Below are 24685 nucleotides of genomic sequence, written 5' to 3'. Positions count from 1 at the left end.
ACCGCTCCAGCGTCTTGGGCTCGGGGGGGCTACGGGGCAGGCTGATCGCGATTCGAAAAGTCCACGAGATAGCCGTCTTTCAGCTGGCCGTCTGCTCCCCGTCCCGTGTGGGCCACTTCACAGGTGACGACCGGTCGAACCCAGTTTGCGTGGTAAGGAGTCTTCAGGGGTGGCCGGGCGGTCCGGAGGTTTTCCAACTCTGACTGCAGCTGTTCACGGACGGCGGGGTCGATGCCGTCCAGTGAGAGCTTTCCCGCGAATCGGGCGGAGTCGCGGCTCCGCTCTGCCAGCAGAACGGACCGGATTTCACCCGCACCGTTCGTCAGAAATCCGAAGATCACAAACTCTTCCTGGCGGGAGCGTTCTTCACCGCTGGACGTTGGAGGAGCCTTTTTGACCGCGCGCGCGAGTGGAGCGGTCTCGACAGAAGCCCCGCTCGCAGGCACACCAGTTGTGGGTGAACCGGCAGCCCCGCCTGTCCCGTTCATGCCGACAGTTCCAGCCATGGCCCCGATCGATTTTTCGAGACTGCCGGAGCTGTTTGAGCCTCCTCTTCCCGAGGGATTTCCTGTGCTTTGGGCCATTGTGTCGGCACCGGCGACGTCGGCGAAGTCTTTCAGTGAATCTTCAAATGAGCCATTTCTTCCGGAGGGCGGGAGTGCGAGGCCTCCGCCACCTCCCCCGCCGAGGGCTGTCGGTTCCTCTTCCTCTTCTTCAGCGTTGCCTCCCCCCTGGGCCATGCTCATGGCGGTTCCCGTGGTGGCCGCGGCTTTGACGAACGCTTTGATCGGGTTCATCTTCTTCTTTTTTGGCGCTGGTTTTCCGGCGAGGCTGTTCCAGTCGAAGCCGATCACCCCCAGCGCCAGCACCATGGCGGTCAGGCTGCAGCCTGCAGCACACAGCAGACGCGATGACTTCTCGGGGTTTTTGAAGGCCACGGCCCAGATCGCGCCGGGACCAAAAAAGAGATTCGAGGGAGAGATCTTGTCGGAGGTTCCGGCCGCCACGGCATAAGCCAGCACATGTGAGACGAGAAACGTCAGTCCACCCAGTGCCAGCTGAGCGGTCGCCCATTGGCTGCGGACCTGGATGTCGGGAAAGATCAGGCGGATGGCGACACTTTCCAGAAGGAGCAGGAACATGCCGATCAACAGGGGTCGGGTCCAGCTCAGGTCGAGTGGCGGTGACAGGTCTTCCGGTGAGGTTTCTTCTCCCGCCGAAACCACCCGTCCGAGTTTGGGATAATAGCCACAGGCCGGACACCAGGAGGAAATCCCCCACGACTCCTGTGAGCCGCAGTTGGGGCACTCCTTCTGTTGGGCCGGTGGTTTTTTGGCGGGATCTTCCGGCTTTTCCAGTCGTACCGAATCGAGCATGCGCATGAGGCGTGCCTGCACCTCGGCATAGTCGTGCTTAGGGGATTCGGTGGCCATGGAGGGGGCGTCGGGGGCTTTCGCTGCGAGGGTGGACTCAGTTTCGTGAGCAGGATTTGCTCAGATACCCTACCTCACGCACCTGTTAGGGCCGGAAGTTTCTTGACCGGCTGTGGTGATAGCTGTAACCTGATGCGTGGTATTGTCTTTCAACGCATCTTTCGTGGCGGGGCGGCGGAAACTTGCAATGTGCATCTGGTTCAATCGTCACTTGAAGTAAATTTGCTCTTTATGGAACAGTCAGAAGGCCATCGTACTTTCGCGGATCTCGGATTGAGTTCGCAGATTCTTGAAGCTCTTAATGAAATCGGATTTTCTTCTCCGACTCCGATTCAGGCTGCGTTTATTCCCCAGGTGCTGACCGGGCATGACAGCATTGGTCAGGCGAGAACGGGAACAGGGAAAACCGGGGCGTTCGCACTTCCCATTCTGCAGATGCTGGACCGCACGGCGACTGAGGTTCAGGCTGTGATTCTCTGCCCGACGCGCGAACTCAGCGAACAGGTGGAAGCCGAAGTCAACAAGCTCGCTGGTCACAGCAGCCATGTGCAGTCGGTGCTGCTGGTGGGAGGGCGGCCTATCAACCCTCAGTTGCGGGCGCTCGAACGCTGTCCGCAAATTGTGATCGGGACTCCCGGTCGCGTGATCGACATGCTGCAGAGGCGGGCATTGAATCTCGATGCCGTTCGTTTTGTCGTGCTGGATGAAGCGGACCGGATGCTGGACATCGGGTTTCGCAAAGATATCGAACGGATCCTGAAGTCGTGCAATCCCAAGCGGCAGACGCTGCTGCTCTCAGCCACACTCGACGAACCGGTCGAGACATTGGCGCGGCGGTTTATGCACAATCCGCGGAGGATCGACCTGTCCGAAGACAGTGTCGTGGTCGAAACGATTCAGCAGTACTTCTGCACGGTGGAAGACAAGCTGAAGTTTCCGCTGCTGGTGCGCGTGCTGTTGCGGGAACGGCCGGCGCAGGCGCTGGTCTTCTGTCGGACCAAACGTCGGGCCCAGATGCTGCACGACCGATTGCAGAAGCGGCTGAAGCAGGTAACGGTGATTCATGGGGACTTGCAGCAGCGTCAGCGCGAGCGGGTCATTCGAGAGTTGCGCGCGGGCAAGGCCCGGCTGGTGATTGCCACCGATATCGTGGGGCGGGGAATCGACATCAGCGGCATTTCGCACATCATCAACTATGATCTGCCGCAGACCTCCGACGATTACGTGCATCGCGTCGGCCGCACCGGTCGGCTCTCCTCGAACTCCGATGGCCGAGCGATCACTTTCGTGACACCGGAGCAAGGGAAAGAACTCACGAATATCGAGCAGCGGATCAATTGCCTGCTCGAAGAGTACAGCGTCGACGAGTTCACGGCTTTTCAGTCTCGCGAAGTGCGGACTGTCGAAGAAGATGTCATCTTTCAGACGAAGAAGTCCGAAGATTCTGAGTGGGATGAAATTTTCGCAGAACTCATCTGAGTCAATCGATATCTGCGGGCACGGGTGACGGTGGTCGTCGGTTTCGGGAATCCGAACAGAAAACTTGCTTTTACCCACTTTGTGTGGGAAGTTCGTAGCTGAGTCGACACGACTGACTAAGCAAGAGAGCGGTATGACTTCGGAACCCATTGGCCGTCCAATGGAAATCCTGCTGGTCGAAGACAGCCTGATGGCCGCACGGATGGCCATTGGGGCGTTAGCGAACAGCGGCCTCGATCACAGACTGTCCTGGGTCAGCAACGGCGCGGAAGCCCGTGATTTTCTGTTGCAGGACAAGCGATACGCCCGTGCTCCCCGGCCTGATCTGGTTCTGCTCGATCTTCATCTGCCGGAGATTGACGGCCGCACGCTACTGACTCTGATCCGCCAGACGGCGGCCCTCAAGGAGATTCCCGTCGTCATCATGACGGGGACTGCCGGTGAGCAGGCCGAAGGGGAATTTCAGTCTCTCGACGTTCAGGGCTTCCTGATGAAGCCACTGGAACTCGACAAGTTTCTGCCGTTGATCGAAAAGCTGAAGGGCTACTGGAAGCAGGACATGATCCTCTCCCGGCAGTTCGGTTGAGGCAGTTCGGTTGTTGCACGGTTCTGGTCCGGTGTGCGCCGAGTCAACAGATCGAAAATCGATCTGTTCCAGACTGAACCTCAGTGAGCAGCGGTGCGTCCCTGCTTATGCCGGAGAAGACACGGAGATTCTGGCCAGGGGGGAGGCTAGCCGGTCGCTCCAGCAGTTTCCGATGGTTTGGCTTTGTGAGCCTCGACGGTTTCCAGATGTGGCGGGGCTGCCGCCTGTGGGGGTTGTAATTCTCCCAGTCTGCTGCAAAACCTCTAAAAGTTCGCCGCATCGTTGACGATGAATCTGGTCATCCATAAACTTGCGTCTTGCAGCCGGGGCGGTAGCTCAATTGGTTAGAGTACCGGACTGTCGATCCGGGGGTTGCGGGTTCAAGTCCCGTCCGCCTCGCTTTTTTCCTTGCTGCATCAGGACTTCGGAGCACGCTGGCTCCGGAGACCGCCCGACATTCAGAGCATCGGGCTTCTTCTTCTTCTTGAGGGCGGGCACAGACCCTCGACGCGCCGAACGATACGGCTCGTGGCGATCGACCTGCCGATCGTGAGTTGTTCCCCTCTCCCCCCCCGAGATGAACGTGTTGAATTTTCGAGCGCTGCGCTCCTTCTGGAGTGCGGCGTCAAAACTCAGTGGCCCGCCAACTCGCGGTGACACGACGGACGTTTCTGCGGAAATTTGGACTTTGGTTGCCCCGTCTTCTCCACGCGGCCAGCATTTCCCTCTCGAAAACGCCGGCTGCGCGGGCACTGGAACGAGTGCTCTGTCCTAACTGTCCTCTTTGACGTCTCCCCGCGCGAAGATGCTGGCGACATACTGCAGCACGTCGGTGGCCGATTCATCGTTGTACCCGTAGGTCCGGATCAGTCGGCTCTTGACGATGTCGATCTTCTGCTGCGTGTCCTTGTCGACCACCTGCGAAACGAGACTCGTCAGCTTGATCGAATCTTTCTGGTCTTCGAACAGCTTCATTTCGAGCGCTTTCTGCAAGCGTTCGTTGGTCTTGTAGTTGAACGTCTTACCGTCGATCGCTAGAGCCCCGATGTAGTTCATGATCTCGCGTCGGAAATCATCCTTCCGCGATTCGGGGATATCAATCTTTTCTTCGATCGAGCGCATCAACCGTTCATCGGGCTGTTCATCATCACCGGTGAAACGGTTCTTGACTTTTTCGTGCTGCGTGTACGCCTTCACATTGTCGATGTAATTCGCGCACAGCCGGGTGAGAGCATCTTCGTCGGCGGCGATGGCTCGCTGCACCTCGTTTTTCACGATGTCGGTGTACTCCTCCTTCACGACGGAAATCAGCTGCCGGTAATGCTCGCGAATGTCGTCGCTGCCGATCAGGGAGTGGTGTCGCAAGCCGGACTCCAGTTCATTCATGATCATGAACGGGTTAATGCTCGTGGCTTGCGTATTGACGACCAGCGCGTTGGAAATCTTGTCCTGTACGTAGCGGGGGCTGATCCCTTCGAGTCCCTCGTGCTTGGCTTCCTTGTGCAGCTGTTTGATGTTTTCGGCGGTGAAACCGGGGAGCGTTTTGCCGTTGTACAGCTTGAGCTTCTGCATCAGCGACAGGCCATGATGCTTGGGCTGTTCGAGTCGGGTGAGCACCGCCCACATGGCGGCCACTTCCAGCGTGTGTGGGGCAATATGCTTCCCGCGGACGCGTTTGGGGTGGTAGCTCTTGTTGTAGATTTTGACTTCTTCATTCAGCGTGGTGACATAGGGGACGTCGATTTTGATCGTCCTGTCCCGCAACGCTTCCATGAATTCGTTTGACTGCAGCTTGCGGTATTCGGGCTCGTTGGTGTGCCCGATAATCACCGTGTCGATGTCGGTCTGGGCGAACTTTTTCGGCTTGATCTTGTGTTCCTGCGAGGCCCCGAGCAGGTCATACAGAAAGGCCACATCGAGTTTGAGGACCTCAATGAACTCGATCATGCCGCGGTTGGCGACGTTGAATTCGCCGTCGAAATTGAACGCGCGGGGGTCCGACTCGGCTCCGAACTCCGCAATCTTGCGGTAGTTGATGTCTCCGGTCAGTTCGGTGGAATCCTGGTTCTTTTCGTCCTTGGGCTGGAACGTGCCGATCCCGACGCGATCCTGTTCCGACAGGAAGACCCGCTTGACGACCACCGTTTCCAACACCTTCGTCCAGTCCCCATCGAATTTGCGGAGCCGTTCCTGAAAGTGCCAGCGTGAGAGCGGGCAGACCTGTCCTTCGATTTCGATGTCGTAGCCGTCGTCGGTGCGGTCCTTGTTCAGAAACGCAGCCAGTTCGTCCCGATGAGCCTGAGGAACCAGCAGCAACGGCTCGCAGTTCATCGGATCCCAGGTGATGCTGCCGTCGTCCTCCTTCCAGCCGAAGGTGTACAGCGCTCCTTCATCAGAACGGGAATAACGTTCGAGCCCCCGTTTCAGCAGCCGGGCGATGGTCGACTTGGAACTGCCGACGGGACCATGCAGCAGCAGCACGCGGCGTTCGGTTCCGTATTTCAGTGCGGCGGAACGGAAAACGTTGACGAGTTCCAGCAGCGGACGGGTCAGCCCGAAGATGGCGTCTTCGCCTTCGTGGTGCGGATCGTCGAAGAACCGGTAGCGGATCAGGTCTTTGGAACCTTCTACGGGGTAGGTTCCATCTGCCACGATCATGTCGTATATGCGTTGATATGAGGTTCGCACGATGTGCGGATTCTTTTTGACGAGATCGAGATACTCGGCAAAAGTTCCTTGCCAGTGCTCGTGCCGGAACTGGTCGGTGTTCTGGCGCGACGAAATCTCAGCGAGAAGTGCTTGTCCCGTGGTCACGCGAAATACCTCCAAAGGAAAGCCTGTTCCGGCAGCGCTCTGGGACGATGTGAGGTCTTGATGACGGAAAAAGTTTCAACCGCAAAGCGTGCGGAGAAAAAGAAAACCGCGAGCAAGGACGTCACCACCGTCCAGGGTGAACTGCCGGGTTGCCAAAGGAACGGAGAGCGCGGGGAATGGTGAACCGTGGGGAACACCGCATACCGTTTCGGGATACTGGATGGTCACCGTGATCAGGTGATCCGGACCCATCCAGCACCTTGAGTATTATCACTGGCCCGCTGTTTGTGGCAAGACCAAGAATTTTCGCGTTCCCGAATTGGCACCTTCCCGCAGCCCGGTTGCACAGGATTTTCCCTCACGGCCGGGGCAGGGGAGATACGCTGGACCGCGGGATCGGGCGCAACCGCAACTCCCCGGTTGAAGCCCGCCACGACTCGTCCCTGCCAGCCATCCGGAGCCCGCATGCACCTGACGGTGATTACTGCGACACATCAGCGTCCCGCGCAGCTGGCGCTCTGTCTGCGACAGTTTCAGCAGCAGAGTGTGGGGGGGCTGGCGGTCGAACATCTGATTGTTTCCGACAGTGTCGATCCGACGGCGCGCTTTTTGTGCCGCCGGGCGGGGGCCCGATATTGTGAACTCGAACAACCGGGTGGCTGTGCGGGCGCTGCGGCCAAAGATCGGGGAGTGCAGCTGGCCCGGGGGGATTACGTCTGCTTCTGGGATGATGACAATCTCTATGAACCGCACGCGCTGACCACGTTATATGCCGCTGCGGTGGACGCCGAGATCGGCATCGTGCAGACGCGGCATCGCCTGCGCAAAAGCGTCGGGATGGTGACTCTTCCCCGTCGCTGGGAAGGGACTTTTCATTTCGGCGATCTCGACACGATGTGCGTTTGCGTCCGGAAGAGTTTGGCGCTGCAGGAACTGTGGGGCGATGGCTGCACCGACATCGGCACCGATTTCCGCTGGCTGCAGAAGTTGCAGCGGCATCGACCCCGAATCCGCTTCGTGCCGATTGTGATCGGCATGCATCTGTGAAAGGACAGGCGCGCGCGGAGGCACACTCCATGAGAGGTTCCTCCGGCAGCGTTTCCTTTCTGTGCTTTGCCTGGAGTCGAGGGCACAACCGCGACACTTCGGGGCGCTACCCGTTACACCGGCAGTGGATTCCGCTTGGCGAAGAGTCGCTGGTGCCAGTACGGATAAGCGACCCGTGTGGCGCTGGCGGCATCGAGACGGGCGATCTGTTCCGGAGTCAGAGACCAGCCGACCGCACCCAGATTCTGTCGCAGCTGTTCTTCGTTGCGGGCGCCGATGATGACGGTGGAGACCGTAGGTCGCGTGAGGAGCCAGTTGAGGGCAATTTGCGGCACCGTCTTGCCGGTCTCCTGGGCCACGGAGTCGAGGGCATCCACCACTTGATAGACGTATTCATCGTCCAGTTGCGGGCCGACATCGTTCGACGACTGCCCCTGCCGTCGACTGTTCTCCGGGACCGGCTGGCCGCGACGGATCTTGCCGGTCAGTCGACCCCAGCCGAGTGGCGACCAGACGACGGCTCCCACCTTCTGGTCGAGCGCGAGGGGCATCAGTTCCCATTCGTAGTCCCGGCCGATCAGGGAGTAATAAGCCTGATGAGCCACGAAGCGTGTCCAGCCGTAGCGATCTGAAGTGGCGAGCGCTTTCATCAGATGCCATCCCGAAAAGTTCGAGCAGCCGATGTAGCGGATCTTCCCCACCTGCACGAGCCGGTCGAGTGTGCTCATCACCTCATCCACGGGCGTGAGGGCATCAAAGCCGTGCAGCTGAAACAGGTCGATATAATCCGTTCCCAGCCGCTTCAGGCTGTTGTCGATCGCTTTCAGCAGATGCCAGCGCGAGGACCCGACATCGTTCGGGCCGGTGCCAATCGCGAACGTCGCCTTGGTCGAAATCAGCACCTGGTCGCGGCGGCCTTTGATCGCCTGCCCCAGAATCTCTTCCGCCTGGCCGAAGGAATAAGTGTTCGCGGAGTCGAACATGTTGACTCCCGCTTCGAGGCAGATGTCCACCAGCTTTGTCGCTTCCGCGACGTCGGTCTGACCCCACGACTTGAACACGTCTCCCTGTCCCCCAAAGGTGCCGGTTCCCAGGCAGAGAACAGGAACTTTCAGGCCGGATCCACCAAGTTGACGAAACTCCATTACGAACTCCTTCTGTCGGGGAAGCGATTGTTCTGGGTGATCATAAACGACACCTGCCGTCGTGCTAAAGAATCCTTGGGAGAGGAAGAGCGCGGCCCGCCTGGGGCCGATCGTGAATTCGCCAGCGGGGGGACGTCAAGTGGGTCGCCGCGAGCGGAGACCTTGAGATAGACTGGACAGACGGAAAGGCGTGCCCGGCCATGTGGATCGCCGGTCCGCGATTCCTTCGTCTCCGACTTTCAGGATCCCGGTTCGCCCCTCAGGTTCGCCTGCTTCTGCCACATTTCCGGTTTCAGCAGGAGTCGCCGGATCTGGTCCGCTCAGGAAGCAGTTCATGTTTCAGCCCCGTGCGACACACCAGCAGATGGTCACCCTGTGCCGCAGTCTGGGCACGTCGCTCGCTGCCGGCATCGACATTCTGCGCGCGTTTCAGTTGGCGGCCCGCAAAGCCGATCCCCGGATGTCGGCTGCTCTGAATGATATCCTCCAGCAGATTAAATCGGGCGGGACGGTAACCGCGGCGTTCGAGGCCCACCAGGATTACTTTCCCCATTTATTTGTGAACCTGCTGCAGGTGGGAGAAGCGACCGGCTCGCTGCCGGAGGTGCTGAAAGCGCTGGCGCAGCACTACGAAAACAACATCCGTTTGCGCAAGGATTTCATCAGCCAGATCTCGATGCCGATGCTGCAGTTCGCGGCCGCAGTGTTGATTATTGGCTTCATGATCTGGTTGCTGGGGATCATCGGCAGCAGCACCGGCGCTCCGCAGGATGTGCTCGGTTTCGGCCTGCTCGGGACCAGCGGCGCCCTGGTCTGGTTTGGTGGCTGGGCGATCGGACTGGCAGCGGTCTTTGTGCTGTACAAGCTGGCGCAGTCCACGCTGTCCGGCCAGAAACTGCTGCATCGGATCCTGTTGCAGATTCCGATCGTTGGGACCTGTCTGCAGAATTTTGCCATTGCACGCTTTTCGTGGGCATTTTCTCTGACCCAGCAGGCGGGCATGCCGATCGAACCGAGTCTGGAGTCCAGTCTGCGGGCGACTTCGAACGGCGCGTACATCGCGGCTGCGCCGACGATCATCAGTGATGTCATGAACGGTGAAACGCTGACCGACGCCCTGACGCAGAGTGGCCTGTTCTCGCAGGAGTTTCTGGAGATCGTGCTGGTGGCAGAGACTTCGGGGACCGTGCCCGAGGAACTGGACCGGCTCAGCCCTCAGTTCGAGGAAGAAGCCCGCCGCAGCCTGAAGGCCTTGACCGCCGCACTCGGCTGGGCGATCTGGGCCTGCGTGGCGATGTTTATCATCTTCTTCGTCTTCCGGATTGTCTTCTGGTACCTGAATATTCTGGATGGGGCACTCAAAGACGTGAACCGAATGTGAGCAGTGGCCTCTGTCACGCGTGGATGGCGCCGAGGGAACTCCCGTCCGGGCCGCTCAGCGTTCTTCTGGCGACGAGGAGGCATCGTCGATCAGTCGGCGTTCAAGATATTCCCGCAACAGCTCAAATGCCGCTCGGTCCCGTTCTCCGGCGGTCTTGTCGACGATGACAGCGAACTGTTCCATCTGCTTGCGAATCTCCGGATGGGGAAGCAGATGCAGGCGGGTCGCCATGATGGCTGTTTCCAGCACGGCGGATTTGGCCCGGTTCATGCCGAAGAAATCACGCAGCTTGCCGGCGTGACGGACGGTGGTGATGACTTCGCTGCGAATCTCGGAGTCGTCGATCGACGTGACCGTGAACTCATACCAGCGGCAGGCATCGGCAATCACCGCTCCCTCGATCTCCAGCGCGGGGAACAGCTTGGGGTATTGAATCCAGCGGCCGATCGCCGCCTGGGCGATCATCAGCATGTCATCAGTGACATGAAAGACGCCGCAGCGTGTCGCCTGCAGGTTCGCGAACGTGGTCGAGGATTGATACGGTCGAAAGCGGAACGTCTTCAGTTCTTCATCAACGATCGGCCCCATCGGAGCGATGTTGATTTTCCCTTCGGTGTTCCGCGTCGTACACAGGCCTTCCAGAATCATCGTCGGAATCACCATCAGAGTGACCCAGACAGCGGGCACCCCCCGCTGTCACTAGCGGCGCGCTTTACTTCGCAATACTCCAGCGCAGATAGGCTTCGATAAAGGGTTCGAGGGCCCCGTCGAGCACTTCCAGTGGATTGCTCTGCTTCAGTTCCGAGCGATCGTCCTTCACAAACTGCTGCGGCTGCAGCACGTAGTGCCGGATCGTCTGGCCTCCGAAGCCGATCTTCGATTTCTCTCCACGGCGGGCGGCATTGGCCTGTTCCTGCTTCTCCTGTTCCAGCTGGTAGAGCTTGGCAATCAGCATCTTGCGGGCCAGAGCCCGGTTCTGATGCTGGCTGCGCTCGTTCTGGCACTGCACCACGACACCGCTGGGGAAGTGGGTCAGTCGGATGGCCGAGCTGGTTTTGTTGACCTTCTGGCCCCCCGCTCCGCCGGCCCGGAAGACGTCTTCACGGACTTCCTTGCCGCTTTCCCAGTCGATTTCGATGTCGGCCGCATCGCCCAGGTCGGGTGTGACGTCGACCGCCGCAAATGCGGTGTGACGACGGCCAGCCGAATCGAACGGGCTGATGCGGATCAGGCGATGGTTGCCGGTTTCCCCTTTGAGGTAACCGAATGCATAGTCCCCCTTGACCAGCAGGGTAACATTGCGGATGCCTGCCTCTTCGCCGTCCGAGCGGTCGATTTCTTCCATTTCGAAACCGTTTCGCTCCGCCCAGCGCAGATACATGCGCATCAGCATTTCGGCGAAGTCCGCAGAGTCGGTTCCCCCTTCACCCGCCTGAATCACCATGTAGGCGTTTCCGGCGTCTTCGGGATTCTTCATGCTCGCCTGCAGTTCGGTCCCTTCGAGCAACTTGCCCAGCGAGTCGATCAGATCGCGAATCTCAGCGATGGTTTCCGGAGCTTCATCCTCTTCGGCGAACTCCATCAGCACCTGGATGTCATCCGCACCCTGACTGAGTTGCGACAGCGGTTTAAGCAGCGCATTCAATCGGCGCAGCTCGGCGATGACCGATTGCGCTTTTTCCTGGTGATCCCAGAAGTTGGGAGTCGACATCAATTCATCGAGCTCGCGAGCCCGAAGGAGCATGACGTCGTAGTCAAAGAGAGTCCTTTAACAGGACGATGCGCTCCATCAAACTGGCGGCCTGATCTCGAAGTTCGCTTTCCATGAGACTCGTTCTTGGCGAGGGGCAAAAAGGCGGAAAACGGCAGTTTACCGGTCCGGGTGACGGGAGCCCAGTGATCCGCCACCCGATCTTGGGCCGACAGGGAATTCTGAAGTCGGGGGAACCGTTTTAAACCTCCCCGCAGTTCAAGTGGCTCCGGTTCTGGCGTAAACTGGCAGCTCCCGGTTTTTTCCCAGGATTTGTCTGAAATCATGCCTTATCGCCAGCTCATCGCCCTGATGCCCTGCCACAGTCTGGAAGACTTCCCGACCGAACTGGGAGAACGTCCGGCCGCGAGCCTGCTGAACGCATTTGCGGTCCTCTGGCATCCCCAGTTGCTGGCGGAAGCCGATGCTCTTCCGCGTTGGATGCGGGCCGATGATGAGTACCCGGACTACGCCCCGGGCCGGCTGATGATCGTGCCGATCGAGTGCGAAGACATCATGCCCTACAACGCGATCGAGGATGCGCTCGCCGCCGGGGTCACGGTGGTCCGCGGAGAACATGAGCGGAGCAAAATGCTTGAGGCCGCTCTCGCGCACGAGACTGTCTCGGCAGATCTCGATCCGGACCTCGTGGCCGACTTTTTTGCCCTCGGCATGGCGTGGCTGCAGGTCGAACTGCTGACACGGCACATGCGAAACTTCAGCCATGTCGACGATCTTCAATTGCTGCGCGATGTCAAAGCGGCGGCCGCGGCAGCCCTGCAGCAGGACAATGAGACGGCGCGCACGCATCTGGGGCACTGCTTCGAACATCTGCAGGAATGCCGCGAACGGTTTTATCCGGTGGAATGCTATCTCATCGACGTTTGCCTGGTGACTCCTACGCTGGCTGGCCCGGCCCTGTCGACGTTACTTGAGACGAACGTTCCCGTGAATCTGATGGCGCCCGGTCGGACGTGGGAAGCAATCGACAGGAGCGATGCCGCGTGGGGCCCGCGGGTCCGCACGGCCCTCGAACAGCAGAAGGTCGAATTGATCGGCGGAGACGATGTCGAGCTGATGACCACGCTTCAGCCGCTCGATTCGACTCTCTGGCATCTGCAGCAGGGGCGGGGGCTGTACCGTAAGCTGTTCGGCAAGGTGCCCACGGTCTGGGGACGGAAGCGCTTCGGGTTGGGAACACACCTCCCCGCGCTCCTGCGGCGTCTAGATTACGAGGGGGCGCTCCATCTCCTGCTGGACGATGGAACCTACCCCGAAGAAGAACAGACCCACCTCAGCTGGGAGGGGAGTGACGGCGAGTCGATCGACGCTTACAGCCGGATTCCGCTGGCGGCCGATTCCGCTGCGGGGATGCTGAAGTTTCCGCTGCGGATGTCGGAGTCGATGGACTCGGACCATTCGGCCGCGGTCCTGTTTGTCCGTTGGCCCGATCTGCGGACTCCGTTCTTTGAAGATCTGCGGCGGGCTCATGCATATGCGCCTGTATTGGGACGGTTTGTCTTTCTCTCCGAATATTTCCAGTTGGCGAGTGCTCCGGGGCGGCGATCCAGTTTTGCCGCAGGGGGATATTTTTCTCCGGAGCTGGTGCAGACCGTCGCGCGGCGGCTGGCGAATCCCCTCAGTCGTTGGGTGGCCAACTGGGACCGGCGCCTTCGCTTTCAGCGGGCCGCCTGGCTGGCGGGGGCGACAGAGTTCATTCGCAGCGGGCGGATCTCTGCGGAGCGGGATGCTGCGCTGGAACAACAGCTGGAGCTGGCACATCCGGAAGCCGATGCCGAGGCCCAGTCGCAGGCGGATCAGTCGATCGCTGCCGCCGAAGAGATGGGGACCGCAGCACTGGTAAAGTTGCTCTGTGGCTCGGGGAGATCAGGGCCGGGCATGCTGATTGCGAACCCCTGTTCCTTTTCCCGGAAGACACTGGTGCATTGGCCGCAGGGGGCGCCCGCTCCACACGACTCTGTTCTGAATCAGCAGATCGATGAGCAGGGCTGCCGCGCGCTGGTGGAAGTGCCTCCCTGCGGATTTCTCTGGCTGGCCAACAATGAAGAGACGTTGCCCCCCACTGTTCCCGGCAAGGTGAAGATGGCTGAGGGACTGACGCTGCGGAACGACTTGTTCGAAGTCCATCTGAGCGAAGTGACCGGCGGGATTGCCCAGATTCTGACTTACCAGCGCAGCCCCAACCGGATCAGTCAGCAGATTGCCTGGCGTTTCCCTTATGAAAAAACGGTCACCGTGCACGAAGGGGATGAACCTCGGACATTCGACACGTTCTATACGGCGATGCAGCTGCGCGAGTCACGAATTCTGAGTGCCGGTCCGCTGATTGGAGAAATCGAAACGCGGGGCGAGCTGATTGATCAGCAGACCGCCGCAGTGCTGGGAACTTACCGGCAAGTGACGCGTGTCGTGCGGGGGAAACCAAACGTAGAAGTTGAGATTGAACTCGACCTGCCGCAGGCGCCGACTGGAGATCCGTGGACGAATTACGTCGCCTGCCGATTTGCATGGAAGCATGAGAGCGTGGCGGTCACCGCCTCGATGCAGCAGGGGGCTCACGGAGTGAAGGCCGCGCGGATCGAGGCTCCGCAATACGTGGAGATCGCCGACGAGAACTATCGCACCACGATTCTGACCTCCGGATTGATCTTCCACCGCCGCACTGGGGAACGGATGATCGATTCGCTGCTCGTGGTGGAAGGGGAGGAGTCGCGACAGTTCCGCTTCGTGCTGGCGATAGATGCTCCTTACCCGCTGCAGGCACAGCTCGATGCCTTTCTGCCGCCCGTCACAGTAGCCACGGAAAGCCGTCCTCAGGGGGCTGCGCAGGCGGGCTGGTTCTTTCAGGTCAACGCTGCCAATGTGCAGTTGACACGACTGCTCCCCTCTGCGAAAGACAATTCGATCGTTGTTCGTTTACTGGAAACCGAGGGACGGGGGCGAACGACCCGGCTACGTTGTTTTCGGACTCCGGTCAGTGCACGGCAGCTCGACTTCAATGGAAAGTCGATCGTCACGCTGAACGTGGAAGCGGATGGCGTGGTGCTCGAGATCGCCCCGTACGAACTGTGCGATGTGGAACTGACGTTTTCATAGTGCTCCCATTGGAATTCCTCAGAGCCCGAAGCGTCAGCGAGCGTCGTTTTTGACTTCCCTCAAGCACACAGGCGCGAGTGGCCTATTGCGAAACAGGCTGCTGCAACGCCTTGGCCAGCGCAGCGGGATCGTAAACACACCCGCCCCAGGTCCCGCCTCCGAGTTGCTGCAGCAACGCCCACATTAGCGTGTCGGGGGGGAGCAGTGGGTCAGGCAGCAGGGGAACCGAAGGGGCCCGCTGCGCCAACTCGGCGGCTCCTTCCTCAGGAGAGAGTCGCTGTTCCTCGCTCCCGACATAGTTCAGTGTTCCGGTCAGGTTCTTGCAGTCGATCACAATCTCGACGAGGTCACCGTCCCGCAGCTTACCGATCGGGCCTTGCGCCAGTGCTTCGGGGCCGACGTGCCCAATGCAGGCGCCGGTGGAGACTCCGGAAAAGCGGGCATCGGTGACGACTGCGACTTCCTTACCCCATTTGAGGTAACGCAGGGCGCCGGTGATCTGATAGGTCTCTTCCATGCCGGAACCGAGTGGCCCCCGGCACATCAGCACGAGAATGTCACCCGGCCGGATCGGAAAGGGGTGCTGGCCTTTCACGGCCGCAATCGCTTCCCGTTCGCTGGTGAAGACCCGCGCGGGGCCCAGCTTGCGATACACTCCCTGTTCATCGAGTAGACTCGGATCGATGGCGGTACTCTTGATGACCGAGCCTTCCGGGGCGATGTTGCCGACCGGGAATGTGACGGTGCTCGTCAGCTTGCGGGCCCGCGCTGCCGCGGGGCTGAAGATCACTTCATCGGGCTCGACTCCATCGCGTTCGCGCAGGAGCTCACGGAAGCGTTCACGACGTTCGGAGACTTCCCAGGCAGCGAGAACTTCGCCGAGTGCAGACCCCGTTGCGGTGCGGACTTCAAGGTCAAGGAGATTCAGATTCCGCAGGTGCAGCATCACCTCGGGAACCCCGCCGGCGAGAAAGACGCGGACAGTCGGGTGCCCGACCGGACCGTTCGGCAGGACATCGACGAGTCGGGGCGTCTGCCGGTTGATGCGATTCCAATCCTCGACGGTCGGCCGTCGCAAGCCGGCTTCGAAAGCGACCGCCGGAATGTGCAGCAGCAGATTCGTGGAACCGCCGAAGGCGGCGTGCACCACCATAGCATTCCGGATGGCCCCATCCGTCAGCAAGGTGCTCATCGTCTCTTTGCGGGCGATCATCTGAACCAGCGCAGCTGCGGAGCGCACGGCGGCATCGCGCCAGACCGCCTGTCCCGAGGGGGCCAGAGCCGTGTGCGGCAGACAGAGTCCCAGCGCTTCCGCCACCACCTGAGAGGTCGCAGCCGTTCCCAGAAACTGACAGCCTCCCCCCGGTGACCCACACGCCCGGCACCCCATGTCCGCGGCGTACTGCAGGTCAATTTCTCCCTGTGCGAAGCGGGCGCCGATCGATTGCACCTTCCCCGCGTTTTCTGCTCCCGTGGCAGGCAGGGTCACTCCTCCGGGAACGATGATACAGGGGAGCTGATGCTGTGCCGCCACCGCCATCATCATTGCGGGGAGACCTTTGTCGCAGGTGGCGACGCCGATGACGCCCTTGCGGACCGGAAGTGAACGAATCAATCGCTTGAGCACCACGGCCGCATCATTGCGGTAAGCGAGGCTGTCCATCATGGCGGTCGTCCCATTGGAACGGCCGTCGCAGGGGTCGGAGACATAGCCCGCGAAGGGAAGGCACTGCAGGCGGTTGAGTTCTTCGGCAGCCGCCCGCATCAGCAGGCCGATCTCCCAGTGCCCGGTGTGATATCCCAATGCGATCGGATGGCCATCCTCTGCGCGAATGCCCCCCATCGTGCTGAGAATGAGAACGTGATCCCGCAGCAGCTGCTGCGGATCCCAGCCCATTCCGGCATCCTGTGTCAGTCCGAAGAGATCACCGCTCGGGCTGTGACGGAGCATTTCCTCGGTCAGTGGCAACGAGCCAGACGGCCCCTCTCCCTCGGTGAGCAGGTCATAAATCGAGGGGTCGCTACCGAACATATCGGACTTCTAGAGCCGGTTGCTCTTTGCAGTGCCTGCGCAGCAAGCGTTTCATTTGGTGAAATGCTGACTTCCGCGTGGCGAGGAGGGTGTAATCAAATTCAAAATGCTCTAGACAGGCGGAAACGGGGGACCACGACAGGTGAGGGACTTCAGCGTTTCGGCAGGATGCGATCGACTCCCACCCACGGGCGGAGTACTTCAGGGACGACCACACTGCCATCCGCCTGCTGATAATTTTCGAGCAGGGCAATCATCGCGCGGGTCACAGCGACGGCCGTGCCGTTCAGCGTGTGCACGAACTGCGTTCCCTTTTTGTCGGGTGACTTGCAGCGGATTCCGAGTCGACGTGACTGGAAGTCGGTGCAGTTCGAAGCGGATGTGATTTCGCCGTATTCGCCCGCTTCGCCCCGGCCGGGCATCCAGGCTTCGAGGTCGAACTTGCGATAGGCCGGTCCGCCGAGATCGCCGGTGGCGGTGTCGAGCACGCGATAAGGAATGCCCAGTCCCTGAAAGATTTCTTCTTCGATGCGGACGATGGTCTGCTGCAGTGCATCGGAGGCCTGCACGTCCGGCGCGGTGTAGCCGAACATCTCGACTTTGGTGAACTGATGCACGCGATAGATGCCGCGGACCGCTTTGCCGTGCCCCCCGGCTTCTGTCCGGAAACAGTGCGAGAGCCCCGCCAGCTTCAGCGGCAGGTCGCCGATATTCAGGATCTGATCGCGGTAGGCTCCCCCCAGTGTGATCTCAGCGGTCGCGACCAGCGACAGGTCGGTCCCCTGCACTGAGTAGATCTGCGTTTCGGGTCCGCGGGGGTTGAAGCCGATCCCTTCGAGAACTTCATCGCGGGCCAGGTCGGGAGTCGTGTAAAGAGTGAAGCCTTCCGCCCGAACTTTATTGATGGCGTACTGCACAAGTGCCAGTTCGAGCAGCACCGCTTCGTTTTTCAGGTAATAAAATCCGGAGCCGGCCACGCGGGCACCCGCTTCAAAATCGACGAGGTCGAGTTTGTGAGCCAGATCGACATGGTCGAGCGGCTTGAAGTCGAATTTCGGTTTCATTCCCCATTCGCGGACGACTTTGGAATCGGCTTCGCCGCCGATCGGAGCGTCGGGGTGCGACAGGTTGGGAATGCGTGACTGTTCTGCCTTGAGTTCGGCTTCAACTTCACGCAGCGCTGCCTCGTTGCGGGTCACTTCCGCCTTCAGTTGTTTGCCCCGTTCCACGAGAGTCGGGCGATCCGCAGCGGTGGCTTTGGGGATCTGTGCGGCAATTTCTTTCTGCTCGTGCCGGAGCTGGTCTCCTTCGGTGATGAGCGTTCCCCGGCTCTCGCGCAGGCGGAGGAGTTGCGGCAGATCGACCGTGACGCCCCGGTTGCGGCAGTTCTCTTCAATCAGTCCGATGTTGTCGCAGATGAATTGCAGGTCGAGCATGGGAAATCATCGATTCAGGACAGAGTCGGCGGGAGGGGTCTCAGCCCGCTGAATTCAGGTGTTGTTTGCAATCTCGTGCCACAGCCAGGCACTCGCCAGAGTGCCGCGATGGAACGAGTCGAGGGAGAAATGTTCGTTAGGACCGTGCAGATTGTCGGTGTTCTGGCCCCAGCCGAGCAGCAGGGTGTCGACTCCCAGCAGCCGCTTAAAGGTGGCCACGACGGGGATCGATCCCCCTTCACGAATCATGACGGGCGGACGGCCGAACGCCTTTTCAATGGCTGCCGAGGCAGACTTCATGAACGGGCTGTGCAGGTCGCAGACGACCGCATCGCAGCCGTGATGCGGACGAAACTCGATGCGCAGGCCGGGGGGGCAGTTGTCTCGCAGGAACTGACCAAGCTGTTCGACAATCGCATCGGCAGACTGGTTCGGCACGAGCCGACAGGTGATCTTGGCAGAGGCCTTGGAGGGGACGATCGTTTTCGGTCCTTCCCCCTGATAACCGCCGGTGATGCCGTTGACGTCGCAAGTGGGGCGTGCCCAGCGGCGTTCGATGGTGGAAAAGCCCGCCTCGCCGGAAGGGGCCGGTACGCCGAGACTGTCGAGAAAGCTCTGCTCGTCAAAGGGGAGTGCGGCGAACGCTGCCCGCTCATTGTCGGTCAGCGGAACGACGTCATCATAAAAACCGGGAACCTGAACGCGGCCCTCTTTGTGCAGCAGGGCGATCAGCTGCGCGAGCCCATTCACCGGGTTAGCGATCGCTCCGCCGAAGACGCCGCTGTGAACATCCTGTGCAGGGCCATAAACGGTCACTTCGCAGGCGGTGATGCCCCGCAGTCCATAGGTGACCGCCGGAATCCCGGGAGCGTATTGGGACGTGTCGCTGACCACGACGATATCGCAGGCACACTTCTCGCGGTTGTCGGAGAGAAAACGATCCAGATTGTTGCTGCCGACTTCCTCTTCGCCTTCGATGACGAATTTCACGTTGATTGGAAGTTCGCCGGTTGCTCGCAGCCAGGCGGCGACCGACTTCACATGTGTGAGCATCTGCCCTTTGTCGTCCGTTGCTCCGCGAGCGTAAATCTGGCCATCGCGAATGACCGGCTCGAACGGAGGAGAATGCCACTCATTCAGCGGGTCTGCAGGCTGCACATCGTAGTGGCCATAGACAAGCGCGGTTGGCGCGCCCGGCTTCTTGGTCCACGAGGCGAACACGATTCCATGTCCGGCGGTCGGGACCACTTCGGCGTCACAGCCGCATTCGGCCAGCTGCGAGCGGAGAAACTCGGCCGCACGTCCCATGTCGGCACGGTGGCGGGAATCGGCGCTGACGCTGGGAATGCGGAGCAGCGATATCAGGTCGGCGACATTCGCGTCGGCGTTGTCCTGCAGCCAGCGCTCGACCGTGGCGATGGAAGGAGCAGTCATGTCGTCTATGTTCCGAGACCTGAAGGACGGGGAGACCTGCGGCGTCCCAGTCAGCGGAAGCAAGTGATCCCGCTGGTCGTGGTGACCGCTCTCGATCACTCGTCAGCGATCGATAAAGCCGCGTCGACGTCGAGTGCTGTATTCTTCGAGAGCCCGTTCGATGATCGGCAGCGCCGCTTCCACCGGCTGGAACTCGTCGACTTCCACCGACTTCCCTTCCAGGAGTTTGTAATCCTGGAAGAACCGCCGCAGCATCGACAGGCGGTGAATCGGCAACTCGTCGAACTGCAGCAGACCGTTGTACTCGGGATCGTGAGAAGCGACCGCCAGAATCTTGTGGTCCTTTTTGCCCATGTCGACCATCGTCATCAGGCCGACGACGCGGGAGTGAACCAGAGTCAGCGGGGCCACCGGCTCCTGGCAGAGGACCAGCACGTCCAGCGGATCGTCATCTTCGGCGTAGGTCTGAGGGATGAAACCGTAGTTCGCCGGATAGTAAACAGCGGAGTACAGGATGCGGTCGACCTTCAGAAGTCCGGTCTGCTTGTCCAGTTCGTACTTCACGCTCGATCCCATCGGGATCTCAATGACAGTGGTGAATTCGTTGGGAAGGTTCTCCCCGGGAGTGACATCATGCCAGGCGTGCGTCATGTCGCGGCCTTTAGCCCGTTCAAGGCAAATTGGATCTGGAAACTGAAAAAGCACGCTCTGAGGCGTGCTTCCAGGCAGTCACCCCACTGCGGGGTGAAACAACATATTAACCGGCTCAGCCATTCATCATCTGATTCATGCGGGCGCGATTCTTGGCCCGGCGGCGTTCACGGCGATTCTGTTCGCTGGGCTTTTCGTAGAACTCGCGCTTCCGGAGTTCCTTCTTCACGCCACTGTGCTCCACCAGCTTCCGGAACCGACGCACTGCGTCCTGCACGGATTCATTATCTCGCAAACGCAATCGAACCACAAAACTCTCCTGGATGACGGCCACAAGCCGTTACAGTGAAATTATTTAGGAATCAGAGTGGACGGACAGCTACCGGACCGACTCTGTTCGCAGCAAATTGGGAAACGGGGCAGGCTCTGCCGAGTTTCAGCAAAAGGATTGCCAGTATATCGACTTTGGGCGTTGAGGCAAGCTGCCCTTTGTGGAAACTTTTTTCTCCAGAACTTCGCTTCAACTGCTTACAGCCTTTGTGATTGCCGCGCGACGCAGGGCCCGTGCTCGAGCAGGTTGCAAGCTGTTTTGTGGTATGAGGATGTGTTGATGCGTCTGTGGGCCAGCCGACTCAGACACGCTGCCGCGCCTGACAAATCCGCCAGCTCCGGCTCGACTTGCTTGACCGCCGGACGGGGATTCTTCAAAACAGCAACGGACGACCGCAATTTTCCATCCACACTCTGCCAGTCAGAAGTTCCATGTCAGAATACCGCATCGAAAAAGACTCCATGGGGGAAGTCCAGGTTCCCGCCAAGGCTTACTACAGCGCCCAGACCCAGCGCGCCGTTGAGAACTTTCCTGTTTCCGGCTGGACTCTCCACCCCGATCTGATCCACGCGATGGGACTGGTGAAGTATGCCTGCGGAGTGGCGAATCGCGATCTCGACAAGCTGACCGGCAGCGGCAAGAACCCCCTGACTCAGGCCCAGGTGGAGGCCATGCTGCAGGCGGCTCAGGAAGTGGCTCAGGGAAAATTCGACAGCGAGTTCCCGATCGACGTCTTTCAGACCGGGTCGGGGACATCGAGCAACATGAACGCCAACGAGGTGATCTCGAACCGGGCGGTCGAACTGATCGGCGAAGACCGTTTTCAGGCGAAGAAGACGATCCACCCCAACGATCACGTCAATATGGGGCAGAGCACGAACGACACCTTCCCGACAGCCATTCATGTGGCGGTCGCGCTGTCGATTCATCAGCAGCTGATTCCGGCTCTCAAAAAATTCCAGAAGGTGCTCGCGCGTCACGCCCGTGACTGGGACCAAATTATCAAGATCGGACGCACCCACCTCGCCGATGCCACACCGCTGCGGCTGGGACAGGAATTCGGAGGCTTCGCCCGTCAGCTGGAACTGTCGATCGAGCGTGCCGACCGGGCACTGCAGGCGGTCACCGAGCTTCCCGTCGGCGGCACGGCGGTCGGTTCGGGGATCAACACCCACCCGGAATTCGGTTGCCGTGTGGCGGAAGTGCTGGCGGAGCAGACGGGTATTTCGTTCGTGGAAGCAGAAGATCACTTCGAAGCCAACGCCCAGCGCGATGGACTGGTGGAATGTCATGGCCAGTTGAAGACGATTGCCACCACTCTGTTCAACGTGGCGAACAACATTCGCTGGCTCGGATCGGGGCCGCGCTGCGGCTTCTACGAAGTGCAGATTCCCGACTTGCAGCCGGGCAGCTCCATTATGCCGGGCAAGGTCAACCCGGTGATGTGCGAGAGCCTGATGCAGGTCTGCGCCCGGGTGATCGGTAACGATGGCTGCATCACGGTCAGCGGAGCGGCCGGGGGGAGTTTCCAGTTGAACATCATGATGCCGGTGATGGGGCAGACGACACTGGAGTCGATTATGCTCCTGTCGAAGGGGACCAACGCGTTCGTCGACCTGTGTGCCGAGGGGCTCGAAGCCAACGCCGAAGCTTGCGAGGCGGGGGTCGAAAAGAGCCTGTCGATGGTCACCAGCCTGAATCCGCATATCGGCTACGAGCTGGCGGCCCAGCTGGCGAAAGAAGCGTTCAAGACGGGAAAAACGATCCGGGAACTCTGCGTGGAGAAGAATATTCTTCCGATTGACGTCCTGAACGCCGCGCTCGATCCGATGAGCATGACCGAACCGCAGGCCTGATTCCGGCCGCATCCGGAGTCGTTTCCCCGTGAAAAAACAACGATCGAACCGGCCCGTCGTCCCCGTGGCGGCGGGCCCGGTCCGGTCGGTGATCGGCTGTTGATCTCGATTCCCGGGGGGGAGTTCGCCTATGCTGTGTGGTCGGCACGCAGGCTGCCAGGGTGAAGGTCGGGTCAGTCCCGGGTCACGGGATGATTCCGCTCGTCACAGCCGACATCTGTTTCGCCTGCCCGCTTCCCCTTGAGACCTGATTCAATCGTATGCACCGTCTTTATATCGAAACTGTCGGCTGTCAGATGAATGTGCTGGACAGCGAACTGGTCGTCGCCGCGCTGCGGCAACGGGGCTATGAGCTGACGAACGATCCGCAGCAGGCGGACACGATTCTGTTCAACACCTGCAGCGTACGCGAAAATGCCGAGCACAAGACCTACAGCTCGATCGGACGGTTCAAATACGGCAAACGCAAAAACCGTGATCTGGTGATCGGCGTCATGGGCTGCATGGCGCAGAAAGATCAGGAACTGATTTTCAAAAAGGCGCCGCATGTCGACCTCGTTGTCGGCACGGGGCAACTTGCCGAAATCCCTGATCTGGTGGATGAGGTCCGCGCCACGCGGAAGAAGCAGCTGGCGATTTCGCTCGACCGCAAGGCTGGCTCGCGCGATGAAGTGGCCGGCAGCTTCGAGAGCTACGATCCGCTGCGCGACCCGACGATGCGTCCCAGTCCGTGGCAGGCCTATGTGCGGATTATGATCGGCTGCGATAAGTTCTGTACCTATTGCGTGGTCCCCAGCACGCGCGGACCGGAACAGTCCCGCCCCCCGCGCGATATTCTGCGCGAGACCGAACTGCTCGCCTCACAGGGAGTCAAGGAAATCACGCTGCTGGGGCAGACGGTGAATTCGTATCACCATCTGCAGGACGGGAAGAACTTCCGGCTCAGCGATCTGCTGGCGCTGATTCATGATGTTCCGGGAATCGACCGGATCAAGTTCGTGACCAACTACCCGAAAGATATGACGACCGATCTGCTGGTGGCGATTCGCGACCTGCCCAAGGTCGCCCGCTATCTGCATGTGCCGTTGCAGCACGGTTGCAACGACCAGCTGAAGAAGATGAAGCGGGGTTATACCGTTGAAATCTATCGCGACATGATGGCCCGCATCGCAGAGTATCTGCCGGGATGTGCCGTCAGCAGCGACTTCATCGTCGGTTTCTGCGGTGAAACGGATGCAGCGTTTCAACGGTCGGTCGATACGGTGCGCGAGTTCCGCTTCAAGAACAGCTTCATCTTCAAATACAGCCCGCGACTGGGGACCAAGGCCTATGACCTGTATGAGGATGATGTTCCCGAAGAAGTGAAACGGCAGCGGAACAACGAACTGCTGCGGGTGCAGAACGAAATCAGCGAAGAAGACAACGCCGCCTTCATCGGCCGGCGGGTGGAAGTGCTGGTCGAAGGTCCGAGTAAAAAGGCGGGAGCCGCCGCTCCGGCCGGTCCGGAGTTCCATGACCACGCCGCTCCACCAGTGAAGAACGAGTTTGTCCAGCTCAACATCGGCCCCGGGACAGGTCTCGCTGAGCAAGGATCGCCACTGGAAACGTACGTCGGACCGATTCAGCTGGTCGGCCGCACCAAGTGTGACCGGATCGTCGTCTTCCCCGGGAATCCCCGATTGGCGGGAACACTCGCCGAAATCGATATCGATGACGTCACCCAGACCACGCTGCTCGGAAACATCGCGACGCGGCATATTCAACCGGGAACCGAAGGTCTGCTGCCGGTACTGATGTAAGTGTCACTCTGTGTGCGTGAATCGGGAGCATCGGTGCTGTTGAGTGCCCCGTTCTTGTCAGCGAAGGCGAGACTCGCGGCACACGGGACGCTGCCTGCGCAGGAACGGTTGCCTTTTCAGTGATTCATTGAGACCGGGGATTCTGTGATGACGATTCGTCCAGGGCGCTATCGCCATTACAAGGGGCAGGACTACCTCGTGCTCGGAATTGCCCGGCACAGCGAGACCGAAGAGGAGCTTGTGGTCTATCGCCAGGACTATGGTGATCGTGGGCTGTGGGTCCGTCCGGCGGCGATGTTTCTGGAAACGGTCGTCGTCGCCGGGGAACAGGTTCCCCGGTTCGGCTATCTCGGGCCTGAGCAAACGCCCCCCGCGCAGTGATCTGAGACAGCCG

The 24685-nt window shown here is 60.1% G+C and carries 18 protein-coding genes and 1 tRNA gene; 9 read left to right on the top strand and 10 right to left on the bottom strand.

Annotated elements, in window-relative coordinates; translation table 11 throughout:
- Positions 1–29: 29 nt before the first annotated feature.
- On the bottom strand, positions 30–1433 hold the full coding sequence (locus tag SH664x_RS19905) for a hypothetical protein (RefSeq protein ID WP_437203849.1): 1404 nt from the start codon (positions 1431–1433) through the stop codon (positions 30–32).
- Between the two features lie 273 nt (positions 1434–1706).
- Here SH664x_RS19905 and SH664x_RS19900 point away from each other — a divergent pair, with 273 nt between their 5' ends.
- From SH664x_RS19900 to SH664x_RS19890, 3 genes are all read left to right on the top strand, one after another.
- Complete coding sequence (locus SH664x_RS19900; protein ID WP_437203847.1) at positions 1707–2912, top strand: DEAD/DEAH box helicase; 1206 nt, start codon at positions 1707–1709, stop codon at positions 2910–2912.
- Positions 2913–3045: 133 nt separating this feature from the next.
- Positions 3046–3498, top strand: a complete 453-nt coding sequence (locus SH664x_RS19895; protein WP_437203845.1) for a response regulator — start codon at positions 3046–3048, stop codon at positions 3496–3498.
- A gap of 325 nt (positions 3499–3823) precedes the next feature.
- Positions 3824–3897 (top strand) — tRNA-Asp (locus SH664x_RS19890).
- A gap of 372 nt (positions 3898–4269) precedes the next feature.
- Here SH664x_RS19890 and SH664x_RS19885 read toward each other — a convergent pair.
- Positions 4270–6312: a PrkA family serine protein kinase gene (locus tag SH664x_RS19885; protein WP_437203843.1), complete on the bottom strand. Its 2043-nt coding sequence runs from the start codon at positions 6310–6312 to the stop codon at positions 4270–4272.
- A 465-nt stretch (positions 6313–6777) separates the two neighbouring features.
- Here SH664x_RS19885 and SH664x_RS19880 point away from each other — a divergent pair, with 465 nt between their 5' ends.
- Complete coding sequence (locus SH664x_RS19880; protein WP_437203841.1) at positions 6778–7359, top strand: glycosyltransferase family 2 protein; 582 nt, start codon at positions 6778–6780, stop codon at positions 7357–7359.
- 113 nt (positions 7360–7472) lie between these two features.
- Here SH664x_RS19880 and SH664x_RS19875 read toward each other — a convergent pair whose 3' ends face one another.
- Positions 7473–8504: an aldo/keto reductase gene (locus SH664x_RS19875; RefSeq protein ID WP_437203840.1), complete on the bottom strand. Its 1032-nt coding sequence runs from the start codon at positions 8502–8504 to the stop codon at positions 7473–7475.
- A 334-nt stretch (positions 8505–8838) separates the two neighbouring features.
- On the opposite strand from SH664x_RS19875, the gene SH664x_RS19870 reads away from it, so the two are divergent.
- Positions 8839–9885, top strand: coding sequence for a type II secretion system F family protein (locus tag SH664x_RS19870; RefSeq protein ID WP_437203838.1), 1047 nt, complete (start codon positions 8839–8841; stop codon positions 9883–9885).
- Positions 9886–9939: 54 nt separating this feature from the next.
- Here SH664x_RS19870 and SH664x_RS19865 read toward each other — a convergent pair whose 3' ends face one another.
- Both SH664x_RS19865 and prfB read right to left on the bottom strand, forming a co-directional pair.
- Positions 9940–10572, bottom strand: coding sequence for a DUF447 domain-containing protein (locus SH664x_RS19865; protein WP_437203837.1), 633 nt, complete (start codon positions 10570–10572; stop codon positions 9940–9942).
- Positions 10573–10597: 25 nt separating this feature from the next.
- Positions 10598–11711 (bottom strand): peptide chain release factor 2 gene (prfB, locus tag SH664x_RS19860; RefSeq protein ID WP_437203835.1). Its coding sequence is split into 2 segments (ribosomal slippage): positions 10598–11641 and positions 11643–11711, totalling 1113 coding nucleotides; the frame shifts between segments, so codons are not numbered across the junction.
- Between the two features lie 209 nt (positions 11712–11920).
- On the opposite strand from prfB, the gene SH664x_RS19855 reads away from it, so the two are divergent.
- Positions 11921–14752 carry a hypothetical protein gene (locus SH664x_RS19855; protein ID WP_437203833.1) on the top strand — a complete coding sequence of 944 codons (2832 nt, stop codon included), beginning with the start codon at positions 11921–11923 and terminating at the stop codon, positions 14750–14752.
- 82 nt (positions 14753–14834) lie between these two features.
- On the opposite strand, the gene SH664x_RS19850 is transcribed toward SH664x_RS19855, so the two are convergent.
- The 5 genes from SH664x_RS19850 to rpsU all read right to left on the bottom strand — a co-directional run bounded on the left by SH664x_RS19850 (position 14835) and on the right by rpsU (position 20615).
- Positions 14835–16784, bottom strand: coding sequence for a YjhG/YagF family D-xylonate dehydratase (locus SH664x_RS19850; RefSeq protein WP_437203831.1), 1950 nt, complete (start codon positions 16782–16784; stop codon positions 14835–14837).
- Positions 16785–16936: 152 nt separating this feature from the next.
- Complete coding sequence (gene serS / locus SH664x_RS19845; RefSeq protein WP_437203829.1) at positions 16937–18220, bottom strand: serine--tRNA ligase; 1284 nt, start codon at positions 18218–18220, stop codon at positions 16937–16939.
- Between the two features lie 54 nt (positions 18221–18274).
- The gene (locus tag SH664x_RS19840) at positions 18275–19654 is read right to left on the bottom strand and encodes a dipeptidase (protein ID WP_437203827.1); all 1380 of its coding nucleotides are present in this window, start codon (positions 19652–19654) and stop codon (positions 18275–18277) included.
- 102 nt (positions 19655–19756) lie between these two features.
- Positions 19757–20305 carry an inorganic diphosphatase gene (locus SH664x_RS19835; RefSeq protein WP_437203826.1) on the bottom strand — a complete coding sequence of 183 codons (549 nt, stop codon included), beginning with the start codon at positions 20303–20305 and terminating at the stop codon, positions 19757–19759.
- A 115-nt stretch (positions 20306–20420) separates the two neighbouring features.
- A complete protein-coding gene (rpsU, locus tag SH664x_RS19830) occupies positions 20421–20615 on the bottom strand; it encodes a 30S ribosomal protein S21 (RefSeq protein WP_437203824.1) in 195 nt (64 codons plus the stop codon).
- Positions 20616–21067: 452 nt separating this feature from the next.
- On the opposite strand from rpsU, the gene SH664x_RS19825 reads away from it, so the two are divergent.
- From SH664x_RS19825 to SH664x_RS19815, 3 genes are all read left to right on the top strand, one after another.
- Complete coding sequence (locus SH664x_RS19825) at positions 21068–22492, top strand: class II fumarate hydratase (RefSeq protein WP_437203823.1); 1425 nt, start codon at positions 21068–21070, stop codon at positions 22490–22492.
- A 260-nt stretch (positions 22493–22752) separates the two neighbouring features.
- Entirely contained in the window at positions 22753–24291 is a 1539-nt protein-coding gene (gene miaB / locus SH664x_RS19820; RefSeq protein ID WP_437203821.1) for a tRNA (N6-isopentenyl adenosine(37)-C2)-methylthiotransferase MiaB, read from the top strand.
- 147 nt (positions 24292–24438) lie between these two features.
- Positions 24439–24672 carry a DUF1653 domain-containing protein gene (locus tag SH664x_RS19815; protein WP_437203818.1) on the top strand — a complete coding sequence of 78 codons (234 nt, stop codon included), beginning with the start codon at positions 24439–24441 and terminating at the stop codon, positions 24670–24672.
- The last annotated feature ends 13 nt before the right edge of the window (positions 24673–24685 follow it).

Source organism: Planctomicrobium aquicomposti (genome assembly GCF_051466325.1).
Lineage (GTDB): Bacteria > Planctomycetota > Planctomycetia > Planctomycetales > Planctomycetaceae > Planctomicrobium.
This window is presented reverse-complemented; position numbering and strand designations above follow the sequence as displayed.

Bases quoted from the DNA above. Each gene is read 5' to 3' on its own strand.
- SH664x_RS19880 (WP_437203841.1), top strand. From the start codon at position 6,778: ATGCACCTGACGGTGATTACTGCGACACATCAGCGTCCCGCGCAGCTG.
- SH664x_RS19855 (WP_437203833.1), top strand. From the start codon at position 11,921: ATGCCTTATCGCCAGCTCATCGCCCTGATGCCCTGCCACAGTCTGGAA.
- SH664x_RS19875 (WP_437203840.1), bottom strand. From the start codon at position 8,504: ATGGAGTTTCGTCAACTTGGTGGATCCGGCCTGAAAGTTCCTGTTCTC.
- serS (WP_437203829.1), bottom strand. From the start codon at position 18,220: ATGCTCGACCTGCAATTCATCTGCGACAACATCGGACTGATTGAAGAG.
- SH664x_RS19850 (WP_437203831.1), bottom strand. From the start codon at position 16,784: ATGTTCGGTAGCGACCCCTCGATTTATGACCTGCTCACCGAGGGAGAG.
- miaB (WP_437203821.1), top strand. From the start codon at position 22,753: ATGCACCGTCTTTATATCGAAACTGTCGGCTGTCAGATGAATGTGCTG.
- SH664x_RS19870 (WP_437203838.1), top strand. From the start codon at position 8,839: ATGTTTCAGCCCCGTGCGACACACCAGCAGATGGTCACCCTGTGCCGC.
- SH664x_RS19840 (WP_437203827.1), bottom strand. From the start codon at position 19,654: ATGACTGCTCCTTCCATCGCCACGGTCGAGCGCTGGCTGCAGGACAAC.
- SH664x_RS19905 (WP_437203849.1), bottom strand. From the start codon at position 1,433: ATGGCCACCGAATCCCCTAAGCACGACTATGCCGAGGTGCAGGCACGC.
- SH664x_RS19895 (WP_437203845.1), top strand. From the start codon at position 3,046: ATGACTTCGGAACCCATTGGCCGTCCAATGGAAATCCTGCTGGTCGAA.
- SH664x_RS19835 (WP_437203826.1), bottom strand. From the start codon at position 20,305: ATGACGCACGCCTGGCATGATGTCACTCCCGGGGAGAACCTTCCCAAC.
- SH664x_RS19815 (WP_437203818.1), top strand. From the start codon at position 24,439: ATGACGATTCGTCCAGGGCGCTATCGCCATTACAAGGGGCAGGACTAC.
- SH664x_RS19825 (WP_437203823.1), top strand. From the start codon at position 21,068: ATGTCAGAATACCGCATCGAAAAAGACTCCATGGGGGAAGTCCAGGTT.